Origin of the sequence: Ascidiimonas aurantiaca (assembly GCF_037646345.1) — a bacterium.
GTDB classification, from domain to species: Bacteria; Bacteroidota; Bacteroidia; order Flavobacteriales; family Flavobacteriaceae; genus Ascidiimonas; species Ascidiimonas aurantiaca.
This window is the reverse complement of the sequence record NZ_JBBEWR010000001.1, coordinates 86,428-104,632: the sequence shown is the minus strand read 5'-3', so window position 1 is coordinate 104,632 and position 18,205 is coordinate 86,428. Positions and strand designations below refer to the sequence as shown.

Here is an 18,205-nt window from a genome sequence, read left to right as displayed (position 1 = left end):
GAAGTAATGTTACTATACGTTAATTACAGAGGCCAAAAAAAATGATTTTTTCTTTACAACTATGTAACCCAAAAACGCAAAACTCATTTTTAGCTTTTGTTTATATTTCTCAATATAACCTGGTAGAATTCTTGCGTATCATATGGTTTATTTATGATATCATCCATGCCGGATTTTTGGAGTTTAGCTTTTACTTCTTCAATAGAAGCAGCCGTTAAAGCTATAATAGGTGTTTTTTTATCAAATTCCCTGATTTTTTTAGTGGCTTCAAAACCATTCATTTTAGGCATATTGAGATCCATAAGTACCAAATCAAACTTTTGGCTCCTTATCGCTTCTATCGCCGAAAAACCATTATCCACTACAAAAGTCTCGAAACTTTCTTTTTTCAATATGTTTTGAGTAACAATTTGATTGATCTTATTGTCTTCTACAATAAGAATACGATTGTTGACATGAATATTCTCAACCTCAACATCATCTTTCTCTACTCCCTTACCAATTTTGGCCTGCTTGAAATTGATATCAAAGCTAAACTTAGCTCCCTTTCCTGTTTCACTTTCAAGATGGATCTCTCCACCAAAAAGGTTTATTAGTTTTTTAACAATGGAAAGCCCGAGACCCGTACCCTGAAAATCACCATTGTCACGATCTAACTGAGAAAAATTTTCAAAGATCTCCTGCTGTTGGGTTTTAGGTATTCCTATTCCGGTGTCCTCTATTTCAAAGTGAAGGTTTACATTCTTATCTGTAGTATGGTTGTGACGTATTCGCAGCCAGATATCACCATTTCTCGTAAATTTGATAGAGTTCCCTATTAAATTGATAAGTACCTGTGAGAGCCTTACCGTGTCACCTTTAAGTATATAAGGAATGGTTTCGTCTATTTCCAGATGAATGGTAGTATTTGCCTGTTCTAACTGAAATTCAAATGATTTTATAATACTATTGGCAAGCGTTTCGATGTTGAACCTGGTTTCTTCAAGTTTCAATTTGTTAGATTCTATCTTACTAAGTTGAAGAACATCATTTATTAGATTTAACAAATAATCTCCCGAAAACTTAAGCGACCTCAGATATTCATTTTCTTTATCAGACAAGGTGCTTTCTTCCATAAGTAAAGTGGTTAAGCCCACTACCCCGTACAGAGGGGTTCGTAATTCATGACTTACCGTAGATATAAATTGAGATTTGATCTGCGATAGCTTTTCTGCTTCTTCTTTAGATTTTTCAAGCGCTTCGTTTTGTGCCCTTAATATAGAACTAAGCGTATTTTTCTCTTTGTAGTTTTTGAAAAGGGCTGTTAATAAAACCATTAAAACCACTGCTACGATCACGGCGACCAGTGTAATTATATTGGAGCGTTTTGCAATTGCTGCCTGCACTTTTTTTTCAGCTTCTGCACTGGCGAGGTCGCGCCTGTATTCATCTACATCAAACATGGCCTTTGCAATTTCCAATTGTTTAACCAGCTCCTTATCAATTACTTTGCCTTTATTAAAATTATATGCCTTAAGAGCCTCAAAAGCCTTGTATGTTTTGCCTGTTTTCTCGTAAAGTTCTGACTGGTGTTTGTAGATATCTGCCAGTTCGAGATAGGCAGATTCATTTTCACCCAGAACAGCAGCTTTTTCAAAGTAACTTTCAGCCTGTTGCACATCACCTATTCCTTTATAGTAACGCCCTAGTAAATAGTTAACTTGTATTTTAGAGAGTTCATCTGTATTTTGCTCACTAAATGCATATTTTTTTACCTCAGACAGATAGGGCAAAGCTTTCTCATATTCATTATTATCAATATAAGTCCAGCCAATGTTTAAATTAGGAATAGATACCTCAAAATCATCTTTAAACTTGACAGCATACTCAAGTGCTTTGTTATAAAACTCTATACCCAGCTTTTTATCTTTGTACCCGTCTGAATATACATTGCCCAGGTTATTATAGGACCAGCCCAGTAGAGTGTCATTTTTTAATTCCAATGCCAGATCCAGTGCTTTCTGATAATTCTTTTCAGCACGTTTGTAGTCTGAGATCATCTCAAAATTAATGCCTATAGCATTGTATGCATGATATTGAAAATACGTATTATCAATTTTCTTGGAAAGCTCTATAGCCTGATTGGCATATTCAATAGATTCCTTTACATTATAAGCCTCCTGTGCCTCATAAGATTTATTTAATATGTTTTTTATACTATCCTGAAGAGGAGATACCTCCTGTGAGTAGGAGACAAAGGAGATAAGGATAGCGAACCATGTATGTATCCTGGCTAATTTCAAAATTTACAGATTTGGTTTTGCAAATTAAAAAAATTAGATCATTTCCGTGCGATTTTTACACTAATAATAAACACAATATAGGGTAAAAAGACTATATTTAAAGCATTTACAACACTTATTATCTCCAAACGAAATGAAAAGGTTATTTGTAGTACTGGTAGCTTTTATAAATACTGTATCATCACAAACTACATCAAGGGAAACCGGCTCTCCGGAAGTTATCCCTGTTCTTCATGCTACTTTTGTATTAAAAAGCCCTGACCATACTATTTATTTTGATCCTCACGGTGAGGGTAAAAACCTTGAAAAACACGGAAAGGCAGATATTATTTTTATAACCGATATTCATGGAGACCATCTCAATACAAAAACACTTTCAAAACTGAATACCGAAGGAGTTCATTTTGTAGTTCCAGAAGCTGTGGCCGAAAGGTTACCCGAACAGTATAAAACAAATTTAACTATACTTCAAAATGGGGAACAGACACTTTTAAAAGGAATTACGGTAAAGGCCGTTCCTATGTATAATCTCCCGGAGGATACTACTTCCAGACATCCCAAAGGTCGTGGGAACGGGTACGTACTTACTATAAACGGGAAACGCATTTATGTAAGTGGCGACACGGAAGATATTCCTGAAATGAGGGCCCTAAAAAATATAGATATTGCTTTGGTATGTATGAACCTTCCTTATACCATGAATATTCACCAAGCTGCCGATGCCGTTGCAGAATTTGGCCCCAAAGTCGTGTACCCTTATCACTACAGGGGTAAACCCGGAATGAGCGATATCGCTCTTTTTAAGCAACTGGTAAATGATAAAAATCCCGGTGTAGAAGTACGTCTTCTTAATTGGTACCCTGAATAAAATAAAAACCCCTGTTTTAAATCAGGGGTACTTCAAACTTTTACAAAAAGTATTCACTATTATTAATCTCTAATAAGTTTTTTGTACTTGATCCGTTTAGGTGTAAGGTCTGCACCTAGCCTTTTACGTTTGTTTTCTTCATAATCTGAAAAGCTCCCTTCAAAGAAATACACCTGTGAATCTCCTTCAAAAGCCAGGATATGAGTACATATTCTATCCAGGAACCAGCGATCGTGCGAGATCACCACAGCACAACCGGCAAAGTTATCCAGCCCTTCTTCCAGGGCTCTTAAGGTATTTACATCAAGGTCGTTGGTAGGCTCATCCAGTAAAAGTACATTTCCTTCTTCCTTTAAGGTCATTGCCAGGTGCAAACGGTTCCTTTCTCCTCCTGAGAGTGCAGATACTTTTTTGTTTTGCTCGCTTCCTGAAAAGTTAAATCGGCTTAAATAGGCTCTTGAATTAACCTGTCTGCCTCCCATCATAATGAGTTCCTGACCATCACAGAAATTTTCCCATATCGATTTATCGGTATCAATATTTTTATGACTTTGATCTACGTAGGCAATTTTTACTGTTTCACCTACTGAAAAGCTTCCTTTGTCTGGGGTTTCTTCACCCATGATCATTTTAAAAATAGTGGTTTTACCAGCACCATTGGGGCCTATAATACCTACAATTCCGTTTTGTGGTAAGCTAAAATTAAGATCTTCATAAAGTAACTTGTCTCCAAAAGCCTTGGCTACTCCTTTTGCCTCTATTACATTGGTACCTAACCTGGGGCCGTTAGGAATGTATATCTCCAGTTTTTCATCCAACTGTTTCTGGTCTTCGTTAAGCAATTTGTCATAATTATTGAGACGCGCTTTTTGTTTAGCCTGTCTGCCTTTAGGAGCCATTCTCACCCATTCCAGTTCCCTTTGCAGCGTTTTTCTTCTTTTACTTGCCTGCTTCTCTTCCTGCTCCAGTCGTTTTGATTTTTGATCCAGCCATGATGAATAGTTTCCTTTCCATGGAATTCCCTCTCCCCTGTCCAGTTCTAATATCCAGCCAGCCACATTATCAAGAAAGTAACGGTCGTGCGTTACGGCAATTACGGTACCGCTGTATTGTTGCAAATGCTGTTCAAGCCATAAAACAGACTCTGCATCTAAATGGTTGGTAGGCTCATCCAGTAATAAGACATCGGGTTGTTTTAAAAGAAGCCTGCAAAGAGCTACCCGTCTGCGCTCTCCTCCTGAAAGGGTATTTATGGGAGTATCTGGCTCCGGAGTTCGCAGTGCATCCATTGCTATTTCCAGTTTGGTGTCCAGTTCCCACGCATTGGTAGCATCTATTTTATCCTGTAACTCTGCCTGCCGATCCATAAGCTTTTGCATCTTATCGGGGTCTTCATATACTTCCGGCAGACCAAACATATCATTTATTTTATGGTATTCGTCTAAAACAGCCGTTACCTCGGCAACTCCTTCTTTTACTACTTCTAATACTGTTTTGTTTTCATCTAACTTAGGTTCCTGCTCCAGATATCCTACTGAATAACCGGGGGCAAATACTACATCTCCCTGAAAGTTCTTTTCTACTCCGGCAATGATACGCAGCAATGTAGATTTACCCGAGCCGTTAAGCCCTAATATCCCTATTTTGGCACCGTAAAAAAAACTGAGATAGATATCTTTAAGAACCTGCTTGTTTGTACTTTGATAGGTTTTTGAAACCTTATTCATTGAGAAGATAACCTTCTTATCGTCTGACATTTTTTCTATATTAATTATTACAAAGTTAAACTCTTCCTTTTAGGGCATTAAACACCCAGGCTATAGCTAAAAAACCAACCCCTACCGCTCCAAATCCAATTCCGGATATCTCACTGTATCTAAAGATTCCAAGAGCTATGAGAATAAACCCCATAACCACCATTATTAAGGTTGCATATGCTAATACCGTATTTTTATTCATGCCCATAAGCGTCTGTTTTATGTACGGCAAATATCGCACAATTTATAAAAATATTAGGCAAACCTAATGATTTCGATTTCGTATTTTAGCGCAAATTTTGAAAACCTTATGGATATCAACTTCAACAAAAACGAAGATCACAATAAGCTCCTGCTATCAGAACTGAAACGCAAACTGGTTAATGTCAAAAAAGGGGGTGGTGAAAAACGTATTGCCAAATTACACAAAGAAGGTAAAATGACCGCCCGCGAACGTATTGACTTTTTGCTAGATAAAGGTGGCCAACGTATTGAAATAGGTGCTTTTGCAGGTGAAGGTATGTATGAAGAGCATGGAGGTTGTCCTTCGGGAGGAGTGGTGGTAGTTATAGGGTACGTAAGTGGAAAACAGTGTGTGGTAGTTGCCAATGATGCTACGGTAAAGGCCGGCGCCTGGTTTCCCATTACAGGTAAAAAAAATCTGAGAGCACAGGAAATTGCCATGGAAAACAGGCTGCCCATTATTTACCTGGTTGACAGTGCAGGAGTATATTTACCCATGCAGGATGAAATATTCCCGGATAAAGAACATTTTGGACGCATTTTTCGCAATAATGCTGTGATGAGCAGTCTCGGAATTATTCAAATAGCCGCAGTTATGGGAAGTTGTGTGGCCGGTGGGGCCTACCTCCCTATTATGAGTGATGAAGCACTTATAGTAGATAAAACCGGAAGCATTTTTCTCGCAGGCAGCTATCTGGTAAAAGCAGCTATAGGAGAAACTATAGATAACGAAACTCTGGGAGGTGCCACTACGCATTGTGAAATAAGCGGGGTTACCGATTATAAGGCCAAAAGTGATAAAGATGCCCTTAACACCATAAAAGGTATTATGGACAAAACGGGCGACTTTACAAAAGCGGGTTTTAATCGTGTATCTTCTCAAAAACCGGCCAAAGAACAAAATGAGCTTTTTGGTATTCTGCCAAAATCAAGATCCGATCAATACGATATGAATGCGATCATTGAAAGGCTGGTAGATAATTCAGAGTTCCAGGAATACAAGAAAGGTTACGGACAAACCCTAATTACGGGTTATGCACGTATTGATGGATGGGCTGTGGGTATTGTGGCCAATCAGCGTAAAGTAGTGAAAACCAAAAAAGGGGAAATGCAATTTGGAGGTGTTATTTATTCAGACTCTGCCGATAAAGCTACCCGCTTTATTGCCAATTGTAATCAGAAAAAGATACCCCTTGTTTTTCTTCAGGATGTTACCGGATTTATGGTAGGCAGTAAATCTGAACACGGAGGCATTATAAAAGATGGTGCAAAAATGGTGAATGCCGTAAGCAATTCAGTAGTACCAAAATTTACCGTAATTATAGGCAACAGCTATGGTGCCGGAAATTATGCCATGTGCGGGAAAGCATACGACCCCCGACTTATTTTTGCGTGGCCCAGTGCCGAGCTCGCGGTTATGGGAGGTGCCCAGGCAGCTAAAGTCTTACTTCAAATAGAAAAGGCCTCCTTAAAGAAAAAAGGAGAAGAAATAAGTAAGACCCAGGAAGATGAGTTGTTTTCACGTATAAAATCTCGATATGACACTCAGGTATCCCCTTATTATGCGGCTTCACGTTTATGGACAGATGCTATTATAGATCCGCTGGATACAAGAAAATGGATCTCTATGGGAATAGAAGCAGCCAATCATGCACCTATTGAAAAACCCTTTAATCCAGGGGTTTTACAGGTTTAAAATACTCATGTATTTTTAAAAGTTGTTCCCTTACTTCAGGGTGCCGGTATATCATTGCCTTTTGATACTCAGTTGCTTCGGCACCCAATAAGCGCGATAAAGGAGGGGTTACTACACCCCATTGGTCAAACTCATAATCGTCATACTTACTCAAAACTTCATCTATGCGATTATTATGTACCTCAATGCTATCCATAAGCTTGAAGGGGTTTATGGGGGTTCCTCCCAATAACGTTTTTACTTTTTCATATTTTATTTTATGAGGCATCATTATTTTAATAACGCGCCCTTTATCTTTTGCCTTACTCGTAACGTATCTTGGTAATTTTTCAGTAGAGACCAGTGTTTTTAAAATAGACTTTAACTCTCCGGCATCTAAGCCGTCTTGTGCATCGAGCTCTACTCCCCAGGCTTTTATTTTTTCAAGTATGTAATACTCTTCCGAATTAATAACATTGATAAAAACCGGGATTTTCTCAGCATGGTCGGTACTTGCTTCCTTAAACAAATAATCGTAGAATTCCATAGCACTTAATAATCCCGAATTCTCAAAATACCCTCCGTCAAGATAATACCCTTTTCCAAATATCTTGGCTGCCGGGCTAAGAATAGGGAACCGGTTGGATGCCGAGATAGCATTGTAGTAAGAGATTGACCGGGTAGAATTGGCCAGGCTAAGAATATCATCTGCAGCCGGAACTACTTCTTCTATTTCTTCATTAAATAAAGAGAGGGCAATTCCCTGTTTACCTTTCGTAGATGTAGTATTTATGATAAGAGCCGGAACGTATGCATTTTCCCGAAACCGTTGTGACCACCATTCCCGATAGGTATATCTCTGATAATTCTCTTCAAAACCGGTGAACCCGGCATGCTGTTGCATTGAAAAATACGATCGGTCCTTTCCATAAAAAAGAGAATCTCCCGGTATGAGTTCTCTCATAAAATCGCCCCCGAGTAAATACGCAATTTCTGTAGATAACAGGTTTGATTCTCCTATTTTAGTAATAGCTTCCAAACGTGTTTCAGTATATTTTTTATTATAATGTATCTGAAAATAGTTGCCAATGCCAACAGCACCTCCCGATACTCCTGAAAAGCAAAGGGTATTAAACAAAAAGTGAGGGTTTTGCGTGAGTTCCTGAAAAACAAGAAGATTCCATAAGTTCGCCTTTAACCCTCCTCCATAGGAGGCCACTAAAAACGAATACGGAAGTTCTTTAGAAGAATGGGAACGATACGCTTTCAAAAACTCTTCTGTTTTTACCAGCTTTTTCGCTTCGGGAATAGGCTGTAAAAGATGCAGATCGTTTCCTTTAGAGGTACTATACCCTACCCAAAAAACAGCAACAACCATTAAAATAGGGAAAAAATACTTGAAAAGGTTTCTATAACTTTTGAAAAAACGGAAAGGCTCTTCATTAATTATTAAAGTTTTACTGTAATAAAGAATATGTTTGAGTAAAATAATAACCATTGAATAATAAAAAATAATATACAGTAGTATGACATTCAGAGGGTTAAACATATACCCCTGTAACGGAAAAAGATTTATAAACAACAACAGTGTCAATGAAAAAAGCCCGCCAACTCTCATAAAATTAAGGTACTTTCTGTTATCACTTAAAAAAGCTATTTTCTGACCTATACTAACTACCCATTTGTCAAAAAATCGGTATGAAGGCGAGAAGGGAGAAAACAAGGTTTGTATTTCAGGGTCAATCAAGTTTGGATTACTCTGTTTAAGTGCTTCGGAATAAAACACATATCTTAAAAATGCTCTCGATAGTCTGAAATTAGTATAGTTAAGGATATTTACAAGTAAAACAAAAAGAGTTGCCAGTACATGCGTCTCACTCCATCCCGGTCTTAGGTACACCCATAGGATAAGTAATAGCAAACTGAAAACAGTTAACAAAAAAATCAAAGGTGACCACTTCACCAATTTTGCAATATGTTTTGCGGCCCATTGCCTGGTTGAATGACTCCTACCTTTGTCGAAAAGGATATCTACAAACCTGTTTCTAAGGTGTTCCAGCTTATAATAAAGAACAAGCCAGATAATCGTAATTAAAAGTGTTATACCTAGAGTTTTAGAGATATTCCATTCAAAATATCGGTTCGCGATGAACAGAAATACATGAAACATAGCCATATACAACAAAATACCCAGGCTCCTTCTCAAAAATCTGGTTACCTCCGGATCATAATTATTGTTTTTCCCGGGGATAAAATAAATGATCCCGAAACCTAAGATCACTTTTGCTTTTTTGTACATTTTCAAACGAATGCCATCAGGTTGAAAAGTACCTTTTACCTTTCCCCATATCTGCATATAAATAGGATAATGAGAAACAATAACAACTAAAAATTTTAATAATACCAGCGTTAGCAATAACTGGAGAGGCTGTGAGAACATAGCAACTATTATAGTCCCTCCCTGGTCAATAAAAGTTATTAAAACCACAATCACAAGGATAATAAGCAAACTAAAAACAGATGTTTTTAGAAAGAAGAATACACTGGAAATAATGGTGCTTAAAAAGCTTTTATAAAGGTGATATAAGAACACGATACCAGTTAAAATATAAAAAATCATTTTCCAGGAAGCAAGCGTTTCCAGCGGAAATAAAATGTGGTTACTAAGCAAGAGATAAGAAATGTTCTCCAGCGTATCAAAGAGATACGCCGGTATGGCTACACATAGATACCACATGGGAATATATCGCTTCTTTTCACGGTTCATAAAACAAATGAGTTTATACCCTGAAGTGAGTAACAAAAAAGCCCAAATAAAATCAACCATAAAAAAAGTATAAAACATACCTGCTTTACCTTCCTCCTCTATTTTATCAAAACAGCCTTGTAAATGTGTGTAATGGGTAAACTGCGGATGTGCCAAATACTCATTGATATAAAATTTACCTGCTACCAAAAGCATACTAAGAGTAGCAATACCAAAAATAATGTATAAGCCGTTGTTTTTTAAAAATCTCCTGGTTTTCAAAACGTATAAATTAAGTCGTACAAATCTGATAAAAAAATTACTGGAAAAACATCCCCTTTTACTGGTATTTTATATAATTTATTCGCTAAATTAGAAAATATTATGATGACTGCCGGATGTACATTGCGTAAAAACCTACTCATTCCCTATAGTATTACTAAAATGTAATAATCTGATTTTTAATTTTTTAACACCAAAGAAATCCCGTAAAAATCAAGAGGGAATACCATTTTGTTATAGTTTTATTTTGTGGTAATTTTACTACATATAAAACAAAAAATATATTATGAAAGCTAACAAACTTGTAAAGTACTTTATTTTGTTTTTTGCTGTGGCAATGGCATTTGTCATTTCCTGTAGTGAAGAAACAACCAATGAAACTGTAGTAAGTACAAATGTCACGGCAGAACCAGAACAACCTATGCAGCAAGTTACTGATGGACTTGTATTTTCTACTACCAACGAACCTATACCGGGAGTTACGATCTCGGTTGGTGGTCAAACCATAGGTGAAACCCGAGAGGATGGGACTTTTGACCCACGTGTTCTTCTTGAACTGAATGAAGGTGACGTAGTTACTTTTTCGCACCCTGAATTCGTTCCTGTTATAAGAGTTGTACGTGCCAATCCGCAAATAACCATTGTTATGAGACGCCGGGCTCAACCGGTTATTGTAAATGCACGTGAAGGAGGCGTTGTCAGATTGGGCAGGCAGGGTCAAATTGAGGTCCCTCCCAATGCTTTTGCTCTTCAAGGAAAGCCTTTTGGAGGCGATGTTGAGATTAGAGCCACATTTATTAATGTAGCCGACAGGACAGAGATAAGAAGTGCCCCCGGAGCTTTTATTTCAGAGGAACAGGGAGCGGACAGATTAGTCCCTCTCCAATCATTTGGACTCGCTGAGGTAACAGTAACCACACGTGGCGAAAACCAACCTCTTGATCTAATACGCGGACAGTCTCTAAGAGTAACTTTGCCTATTGTTACTGAAACGCCCCGAAATGTTGGTCTTTATGTTCTAAATCCGGAAACCGGTTTATGGTCACTGGTAGGGGAATTGACGAATACCGGTTCTGTATTACAGGGAGATATTACCGATACAAACAGGACCTGGAATGCGGATAGACCCTGCGGTCAATCACTGGTATGTGTACGTGTACGAATTGACTATGGAGGGGCTAACTTAGGATGTGGCATTGCTGCTACCGGACTCTCTTATCGCGGTTTTGACGGTGTTTTTCAACCAGATGCCAATGGTTTTGTAGAATTACAGGTATGTCCTGACAGTGTTTTTGAACTGGGTGCTTGTTTCAGACAATGTTGTGGTCCCGGTGTACCTCCAACAGATCCCTGCTGCCGGAATCCTGAATTACGAAGAGTCATAGATATGTCAACCATCACATTGAATCCCAATGGTTGTACCGATATTGGAGTATGGCTTATCAATAATTAACAATTTACAATACCTTTTATCAAAGCAAATAAGGCAAACTAAACTAACTTTAAAAGGTATTATAAGCAACATACTCCCATTAAAAAAAGCCAGTGGTCTTACACTGGCTTTTTCTGTAAATAACATTTTGGTACTATTTTAATATTCCTGAGAGGTATCTACTCTGGGTATAGTGAAGATCCCTGTTTGTCTGCCGTTTACGTACCTAAAGCCTTCTTCTCCATAAAAACCGGCTTCTTCCAGCATAATCCTAATATCTCTTTTCCATTCCGGCAGGTACACAGTGGTATTGAGCTCTATTGCATAAACTGTGTTGGGATATAAAGGGTAATCTCCATTTATGGGTACGCCGCCCTGAGCATCCCACATCCCTATAGTAGGGCCGGCTGAATGGCCATAGCTACCTAGTGGATGTGTATATACGGAAGGCCGTAATCCCTGATTTTTGGCTTCTGTGAGTGTTTTTTCCAATATTTCATTTCCCGTTTGGCCGGTCTTAAAATTATTGGTTAGCAAATCCTGAAGCTGGTTACCCTTTTTCATAGCTTTTACTAAAAAATCGGGAACTTGGTTTTCCCCAGGTTTGAGCACATATGCGAGTTCCTGGCAGTCTGTATTTAATCGTAAATAAGTTATCCCAAAATCACAATGCAACAGGTCCCCCGGTTGAATAACCAAATCATCGGGCCTTCCTGAAAAAGAATATAGGTGACTTACGAGTTCTTCACTGGTACGCTGTACATCTACAGTGGGGTGAAACCAGGTTTCCAGTCCCATGTTGGTTACTTTTTGTCGCATCCACCACTCCACATCAGTAGTCGTGGTAACACCTGGGGTGATCACCTTTTCTGAGAAGGCTTCGGCTATTATGGCATGGGTAATTTGTACCAGTTGTCGGTATATTACCATTTCTTTTTCTGTTCGGGTCTCTATCCAGGCAATGGCCAGTTTTTCAGCAGATGTGACATTTTTGTGGTACTTTTTGGGCAGGTGCCCCATAAAAGCTTCATAATCTGTTTTTACAAGTCCGTCAGCTATATTAAAATGGTCTGAATAATTAAGTCCTATTTTTTCAGGATTATACTGTTCTATGATCTCTACCAGTCTTTTCCATTGGTCGGGTTGCTTTTCTTTGTCCCAGGCAGAAACTATATTTTTCCCTACATCGTATCTGGCTATTGCCATTTTTTCAATAGTATTCTGTTTTGTGTCTCTATAGAACACGAGTATGGTACGTCTTCTTGCATTTAACCAGGTAGCGGGTAACATGGTTCGCAAAACAGGATCTTCATTATACTCTCTGGATATTATGATCCACATATCAATACCGGTACGATCCATTAATACCGGTAAAAGATGATTAAATCGTTCATTGAGAATTTCGTCAATTACTTCTGCTCTCTTTTTCTCCGGTAGAACCCATTGTGTATAGACATTTACAGAAAGACTGATAAAAAAGACAAATAGTATGTATTTCTTTTTCATAAATTATAGAATTAGCAGCTCTAAAATACTAATTAATTGTAAAGCCTTTTGAAAAAAAACCTGTCAATAGCAAAAGAGCGCCCTAAAGCGCTCTTTACCCTCTCTTTCCCAAACAAAGAGAGACTCCACCAACCTAAAACTTCTTGTATTCCAAAGCAAACCGTATTATTTGCTAAAAGTCTTTAGCATCACGATCATTCAGTAACTTTTGGTTTTAAATTATATAAATAAGAAAACCTCATTCACAGCTTTATGTATAATGGTACACCTAAAACTACTGTAGTTATTTTACTATTAAAAGTAAGAATGAGTGTATGGGCACAATCAAACCGTAAAAAATACTTAGTGCTTAGTTTTGATCTTATCAAGTGTAGCAGTTCGCACTACTTTTCCATTTTCTGTTTCTGTAAAGTGAGGAATAAAATGTATTTCTTTGGGCACCTCATACTTTGAAAGCACGTTACTTTCTTTAATTACTTCCAGGAGTTCTGTTTCATTTTTTGTGGTACCTTCCACGATCATGATCATTTTACTGCCCAGAGCGGTATCTGGTATCCCGGTCACAAAAAAGCGGGATTCTATAAAAGGGTCTAATTTGCTTTCTATCTGTTCAGGTATGAGCTTAATGCCTCCGGAATTGATTATATAGTCATAGCGTCCCAACCATTCAAATTCATTTTCAGAAAGTATTTTCACTATATCATTGGTAACGACAGTATTCTCGGAAATATCGGGTGCATCTACTACCAGGCATTCTCTCTCATCTGTGCTAATTTGTACGTGAGGCATGGTAACAAACCCTTTGGCCTTTCCTTTTGTTTTAAGAGCAGCTTCATTCAAGGGCCTGGCGGCTATGTGGGTCACTGTTTCCGTCATTCCATAGGTCTCAAATATCTTTGTTGTTTTTGTATTGAGTTCTGTTTTTAACTCATGACCAACAGGAGCACCGCCAACGATCAATGTTTTTATCTGCTCCAGTTTATCCAGTGAATTCTCTACCTGTAAAGGGATCATAGCTGAAAAATCATATTCTTTGATAATCTCGGAAAGCGGAGAAGCAGAAGGCGGTATCAGGTCTATTTCAAGCCCGAGTATGAGTGCTCTTACCAACATCATTTTTCCGGCAATAAATTCGGCAGGAAGGCAATGTAATGCACTATCTCCCACCGAAATATCAAAGAAATCTCCGGTAGCCAGTGCCGAATGTACCATATGTTGTTTCCAAATACGTACAGTCTTGGGTATTCCGGTAGATCCTGAAGTTTTTACGTCCAGATACTCCTTGTTATCGAGCCAGTCCATCATAAAATCTCCTATAGACTGCTCGTAAGGCGCTCCTTCTTTAACAAGGCTGTATGCTACTTCTTTAAGGCCATCACGGTCAAAATAATACCCGTTCCAACGAAATCTTAAATGTATATTCTTGAATGTAGGTTTCATAATATCTGGTAAATTACCCTAAAAATAGGCAATACTTCCATTTTAAAAAAGTATCTGTTTTTTATATTTTTTTTAAAAAGGGCTTTGTTGGTAAAACAGATTGTAAACCATATATTTGAAGTTAACCTTTTAAGTATGCGTTTATTTCTTTTAGGGATCATTCTTTTACCCTTTCTTGCTAAGAGTCAGGCCTTTGAAAAAGAAGACTTTATCTTTTTAGTGCGAAAAGAACATATTAAGATCGAGTTAAAAAACAACAATCTCCTCATTACCAAAGATGTACATGAAAACGGTAAGTACCAAAGTGCCAACAAACTGTATTTTGCCAATGAGTTCATACACTTTGACAGCTTTTCAGCAATTGATAAAGTAGAAGCCTATACTATTCTCCCCGATTCCGGGAAAAAAGTAAATGTGGACCATTTTGAAACCAAACATCAATTTGATAATGGGATTTTCTTTAGTGACCAGCAAAGTATGAACTTTGTTTTTCCCGCCGTTACTGAAGGAGCGGTGACTTCCCTGTCCTATCAGGAGGTCATTAAAGAACCTCAGTTTATGGGGGCTTTTCGGTTTGGCTCATACGTACCTACACTGGAAGCAGTTCTTACAGTTGAATTTCCAAAAAACGTTGCTTTAGGGTACAAAACTTTTAACCTAGAAGGACACGATATCGAGTTTAATAAAAAAGAAACAGAAGATAGTTATATATACACCTGGAAAGGCAAAAATATACAGGATTTCAGAGCGCAGGAAGAAAGCCTTTCACCAATTTATTATATCCCCCACATTATTTTGCATATTGAAGAGTATGAGACAAAAACAGGAAGGAATACAGTATTAAAAAATGTAAATGATCTTTACAGGTGGTACACTTCACTTATTGATCGTATTACTACGGAAGAACTTACTACGGTGCATTCCCTGGCAGAATCCATTACAGAGGGTATTGCTGACCCCAGAAATAAGGCGAGAGCCATTTTTAACTGGGTACAGGAAAATATTACCTATATCGCTTTTGAAGACGGCCTGGGTGGATTTATTCCCCGAAATGCCGAAACGGTTTGTACCAAAAGATACGGCGATTGCAAAGATATGGCCAACCTTCTGTATGAAATGCTCAACCATGTAGGAATAGAAGCTTATCACGCGTGGATAGGGACCCGCGACCGGCCCTATTCCTATTTTGAAGTTCCCACTCCTATTGTGGACAATCACATGATTACGGCTGCTGTTTTTGAGAAAGATACCATTTATCTGGATGCTACAGACAGCTATGTGCCTTTTGGAATGCCCAGTAGTTTTACCCAGGGTAAAGAAGCTTTAATAGGTATTGATGCTTCCTCTTTTAAAGTGCAGAAAGTACCTGTTCAAAAACCCGAACAAAGTATTACCCTTGTCAAAACACACCTTTCGGTAGATGAAAACGTATTAAAAGCCACCGAAAAAAGATTGTTTACCGGTTATGAAAAAGTTTCTTTTATATACGATTACACTTTTAAGAAAGAAGGAAAAACAGATGAAGAGTACCTTAATACTTCTTTACAACTCGGGAATAATAAAACCGCCTATCGCAATATTGAAATGAGCGATCCCGAAAAGCGCGAAGACACCTTGCAATTGTCCTATGAACTCGAAGTTAACAACTACATTAAAAAAGCAGCGGGCAAAGTATTTATAAATATGCATCTGGACCGAACACTCTCAAACGCCGATATTGAAACTGAAACACAACGGTATGCTAAAAAGATAGAACATGCCTTTCTGAAAGAATATCAGACCATTTTAGAAATACCGGAAGGATATAAAGTAACCTCCCTGCCCGCTCCCTTAAAATATGAAGACCCCAGATTTGGTTTTGATATTGATTTCTCTCAAGAAGGAAATACAGTGCTTATGCAAAAACGTATATATATCAACACACTTACCATACCTAAAACCGAATTTGATGACTGGAACCTGTTTATAAAAAGTCTCATCAAAGCCTATAAAAAAAGTATTACCCTGGAAAACCTTTAACGATTATGAAAAGATTTTTTTTGTCTATATTATGTACTGTTCCCTTTCTGGGCATCTCTCAATATTACAAAACATATGAGTGGGCAGAAGTTCCCAAGATTAGCACTGTAAATGACGATCTTGTTTCAGAATCGTCTGTGGGTATTTTTGAAAAGTATATTATTGAATATACCGAAGATAAGACTTGGCAGCAGTTTGAAACACACCATACCATTACCCGTGTTAATGATGAAAAGGGTATTCAACAGCACAACAAAGTGTATATCCCCATGTACGGAACCAAATCTATATTGGATATCAGAGCACGCACCATAAATGCAAACGGTGCCGTAAAAGAACTAGACAAAAGCAACATAAAAGAAGTACAAAATGTTGAAGAATACGGAGATTTCAAAATATTTGCTATAGAAGGTATCGAAAGAGGTTCTGATGTAGAAGTGCTGTACACAGTAGAAAAAATGCCTTATCCTTTTGGGAGTATGACTTTGCAAAAAGAATATCCTATTCAGGATATTGAATTTCTTTTTATAACCGGTGATATGACGAAAGGGGTAAAAAGTTATTTTACCGATACTAAATTTGAAGATACGGTCATTAATGAAAAGGCTGCAAAACGTTTGGTTATTGAAGATGTACCTTCCCTAACAGAAGAAGAATATGCCACACCAGAAGCTAATAAAGTGCGGGTAGCCTATCAGTGTTTTTCACAGGGAGTATTGGTAGATCAGGACGGACTTTGGGGTAATATAGTTGGAAACATTGCAAAAGACCTGTTCCCGGAAAAAGTGATGAATGAGATTAATGAAGAGGTTGAGGACCGAATTATTCAGGGAAAAAAGCTTTCAGATTATCAGGCGGTTTCTTTACTGGAAGAATATCTAAAAACCAATTTTACAATTATAAAAAATAATAATGAGCAGCTTTCAGACGTAAAGTATATACTTTCAAATCGCTCTGCCAGTGACTATGGTATTTTAAAAATTTATGCCCAGTTTTTAACGGCCATGCAAATACCTTATGAAGTGGTTATAAGCGCAAATCGTTTTGAGCATCGTTTTGATCCTGATTTTTTTAATCCCAGGGCCTTAAAAGAATTTTTAATTTACCTGCCGGACATGCAGCAATATGTTGCTCCCGACAGAATAGATTATAGAATTGGAGAAGCCCCTTTTTACATTTTAGGAAATGATGCTATTTATATCAATAAAAATAATGAATTCTACTTTGCAGAAGTAACACAGGCCGACCCAGACTTTAGCCGTATTGTACGAAACATAGATGTGACTTTTTCAGAAGATATGGAAGAGGCGGTTATAGCACAGCAACAGGAGTATTATGGGCATTGGGCCATTTCAAACCGTGCGTTTGTTACACTGGCTCCCCCCGAAAGCCGAAAAGAATTTGATGATTACCTCACTTCATCCGGTATAGAAAATAAAACAGTAAAAAGCTATGAGCTTATTAACCAAGGGATGTTTCAGGAAGACTATAATACCCCTTTTATTGTAAAAAGTAAAATAACTTCATCTGCTATGCTTGAAGAAGCGGGAGACAGTTACATTTTTGAGGTAGGAAAAGTTATTGGCACACAAAGTGAACTTTACCAGGAAAAAGAAAGAGTACACCCTATTGAAATGCAATACCCGAACAGATATAATTACAGCATTGTTATTTATATTCCTGAAGGATACCGAGCAGAAGGACTTTCATCTCTTGAACTAAATGAAAAGCTTGAAAAAGACGGAAAAACGTTGTGTCATTTCACCTCCAACTACGAGATAAAAGACAATAAAATAGTAGTCACTATAGTAGAAACTTACACAGTGAACAAGTTTGATAAGAACGATTATGAATCTTTCAGAAAGGTCATTAATGCGGCCTCTGATTTTAACAAGGCTACCATTCTTTTCACGCCTATATAAAACGAAAAAAGAGGAGGGATGCCCTCCTTCTTT

Annotated in this window: 11 protein-coding genes; 5 read left to right on the top strand and 6 right to left on the bottom strand. The window is 37.8% G+C overall.

What is annotated here, in order from left to right; translation table 11 throughout:
- Positions 1-89 precede the first annotated feature (89 nt).
- Positions 90-2,282, bottom strand: coding sequence for a tetratricopeptide repeat-containing hybrid sensor histidine kinase/response regulator (locus WAO84_RS00455; protein WP_340063044.1), 2,193 nt, complete (start codon positions 2,280-2,282; stop codon positions 90-92).
- 133 nt (positions 2,283-2,415) lie between these two features.
- On the opposite strand from WAO84_RS00455, the gene WAO84_RS00450 reads away from it, so the two are divergent.
- A complete protein-coding gene (locus WAO84_RS00450) occupies positions 2,416-3,150 on the top strand; it encodes an MBL fold metallo-hydrolase (RefSeq protein ID WP_340063043.1) in 735 nt (244 codons plus the stop codon).
- 62 nt (positions 3,151-3,212) lie between these two features.
- On the opposite strand, the gene ettA is transcribed toward WAO84_RS00450, so the two are convergent.
- Together ettA and WAO84_RS00440 are read right to left on the bottom strand one after the other, a co-directional pair.
- A complete protein-coding gene (gene ettA / locus WAO84_RS00445) occupies positions 3,213-4,907 on the bottom strand; it encodes an energy-dependent translational throttle protein EttA (protein WP_340063042.1) in 1,695 nt (564 codons plus the stop codon).
- 25 nt (positions 4,908-4,932) lie between these two features.
- Positions 4,933-5,109 (bottom strand): CAL67264 family membrane protein, encoded by a 177-nt coding sequence (locus WAO84_RS00440; protein WP_340063041.1) that lies wholly within the window; start codon positions 5,107-5,109, stop codon positions 4,933-4,935.
- A gap of 108 nt (positions 5,110-5,217) precedes the next feature.
- Between WAO84_RS00440 and WAO84_RS00435 the strand changes: the two genes are divergently transcribed.
- Positions 5,218-6,846: an acyl-CoA carboxylase subunit beta gene (locus WAO84_RS00435; protein ID WP_340063442.1), complete on the top strand. Its 1,629-nt coding sequence runs from the start codon at positions 5,218-5,220 to the stop codon at positions 6,844-6,846.
- Here WAO84_RS00435 and WAO84_RS00430 read toward each other — a convergent pair.
- On the bottom strand, positions 6,821-9,853 hold the full coding sequence (locus WAO84_RS00430; RefSeq protein ID WP_340063040.1) for a hypothetical protein: 3,033 nt from the start codon (positions 9,851-9,853) through the stop codon (positions 6,821-6,823). The two genes, WAO84_RS00435 and WAO84_RS00430, sit on opposite strands and share 26 nt — an antisense overlap.
- Positions 9,854-10,139: 286 nt before the next feature.
- Here WAO84_RS00430 and WAO84_RS00425 point away from each other — a divergent pair, with 286 nt between their 5' ends.
- On the top strand, positions 10,140-11,306 hold the full coding sequence (locus tag WAO84_RS00425) for a peptidase associated/transthyretin-like domain-containing protein (RefSeq protein WP_340063039.1): 1,167 nt from the start codon (positions 10,140-10,142) through the stop codon (positions 11,304-11,306).
- A 138-nt stretch (positions 11,307-11,444) separates the two neighbouring features.
- On the opposite strand, the gene WAO84_RS00420 is transcribed toward WAO84_RS00425, so the two are convergent.
- The gene (locus WAO84_RS00420; RefSeq protein ID WP_340063038.1) at positions 11,445-12,791 is read right to left on the bottom strand and encodes a M24 family metallopeptidase; all 1,347 of its coding nucleotides are present in this window, start codon (positions 12,789-12,791) and stop codon (positions 11,445-11,447) included.
- Between the two features lie 342 nt (positions 12,792-13,133).
- Positions 13,134-14,231 (bottom strand): AMP-binding protein, encoded by a 1,098-nt coding sequence (locus WAO84_RS00415; RefSeq protein WP_340063037.1) that lies wholly within the window; start codon positions 14,229-14,231, stop codon positions 13,134-13,136.
- Between the two features lie 135 nt (positions 14,232-14,366).
- On the opposite strand from WAO84_RS00415, the gene WAO84_RS00410 reads away from it, so the two are divergent.
- Complete coding sequence (locus WAO84_RS00410; RefSeq protein ID WP_340063036.1) at positions 14,367-16,250, top strand: DUF3857 domain-containing protein; 1,884 nt, start codon at positions 14,367-14,369, stop codon at positions 16,248-16,250.
- Between the two features lie 5 nt (positions 16,251-16,255).
- Positions 16,256-18,172, top strand: coding sequence for a DUF3857 domain-containing protein (locus WAO84_RS00405; RefSeq protein ID WP_340063035.1), 1,917 nt, complete (start codon positions 16,256-16,258; stop codon positions 18,170-18,172).
- Positions 18,173-18,205: the final 33 nt, after the last annotated feature.

Excerpts from the sequence above, each read along its gene's own strand:
- WAO84_RS00450 (WP_340063043.1), top strand. The coding sequence starts at position 2,416 with ATGAAAAGGTTATTTGTAGTACTGGTAGCTTTTATAAATACTGTATCA.
- ettA (WP_340063042.1), bottom strand. The coding sequence starts at position 4,907 with ATGTCAGACGATAAGAAGGTTATCTTCTCAATGAATAAGGTTTCAAAA.
- WAO84_RS00440 (WP_340063041.1), bottom strand. The coding sequence starts at position 5,109 with ATGAATAAAAATACGGTATTAGCATATGCAACCTTAATAATGGTGGTT.
- WAO84_RS00435 (WP_340063442.1), top strand. The coding sequence starts at position 5,218 with ATGGATATCAACTTCAACAAAAACGAAGATCACAATAAGCTCCTGCTA.
- WAO84_RS00425 (WP_340063039.1), top strand. The coding sequence starts at position 10,140 with ATGAAAGCTAACAAACTTGTAAAGTACTTTATTTTGTTTTTTGCTGTG.
- WAO84_RS00420 (WP_340063038.1), bottom strand. The coding sequence starts at position 12,791 with ATGAAAAAGAAATACATACTATTTGTCTTTTTTATCAGTCTTTCTGTA.
- WAO84_RS00415 (WP_340063037.1), bottom strand. The coding sequence starts at position 14,231 with ATGAAACCTACATTCAAGAATATACATTTAAGATTTCGTTGGAACGGG.
- WAO84_RS00410 (WP_340063036.1), top strand. The coding sequence starts at position 14,367 with ATGCGTTTATTTCTTTTAGGGATCATTCTTTTACCCTTTCTTGCTAAG.
- WAO84_RS00405 (WP_340063035.1), top strand. The coding sequence starts at position 16,256 with ATGAAAAGATTTTTTTTGTCTATATTATGTACTGTTCCCTTTCTGGGC.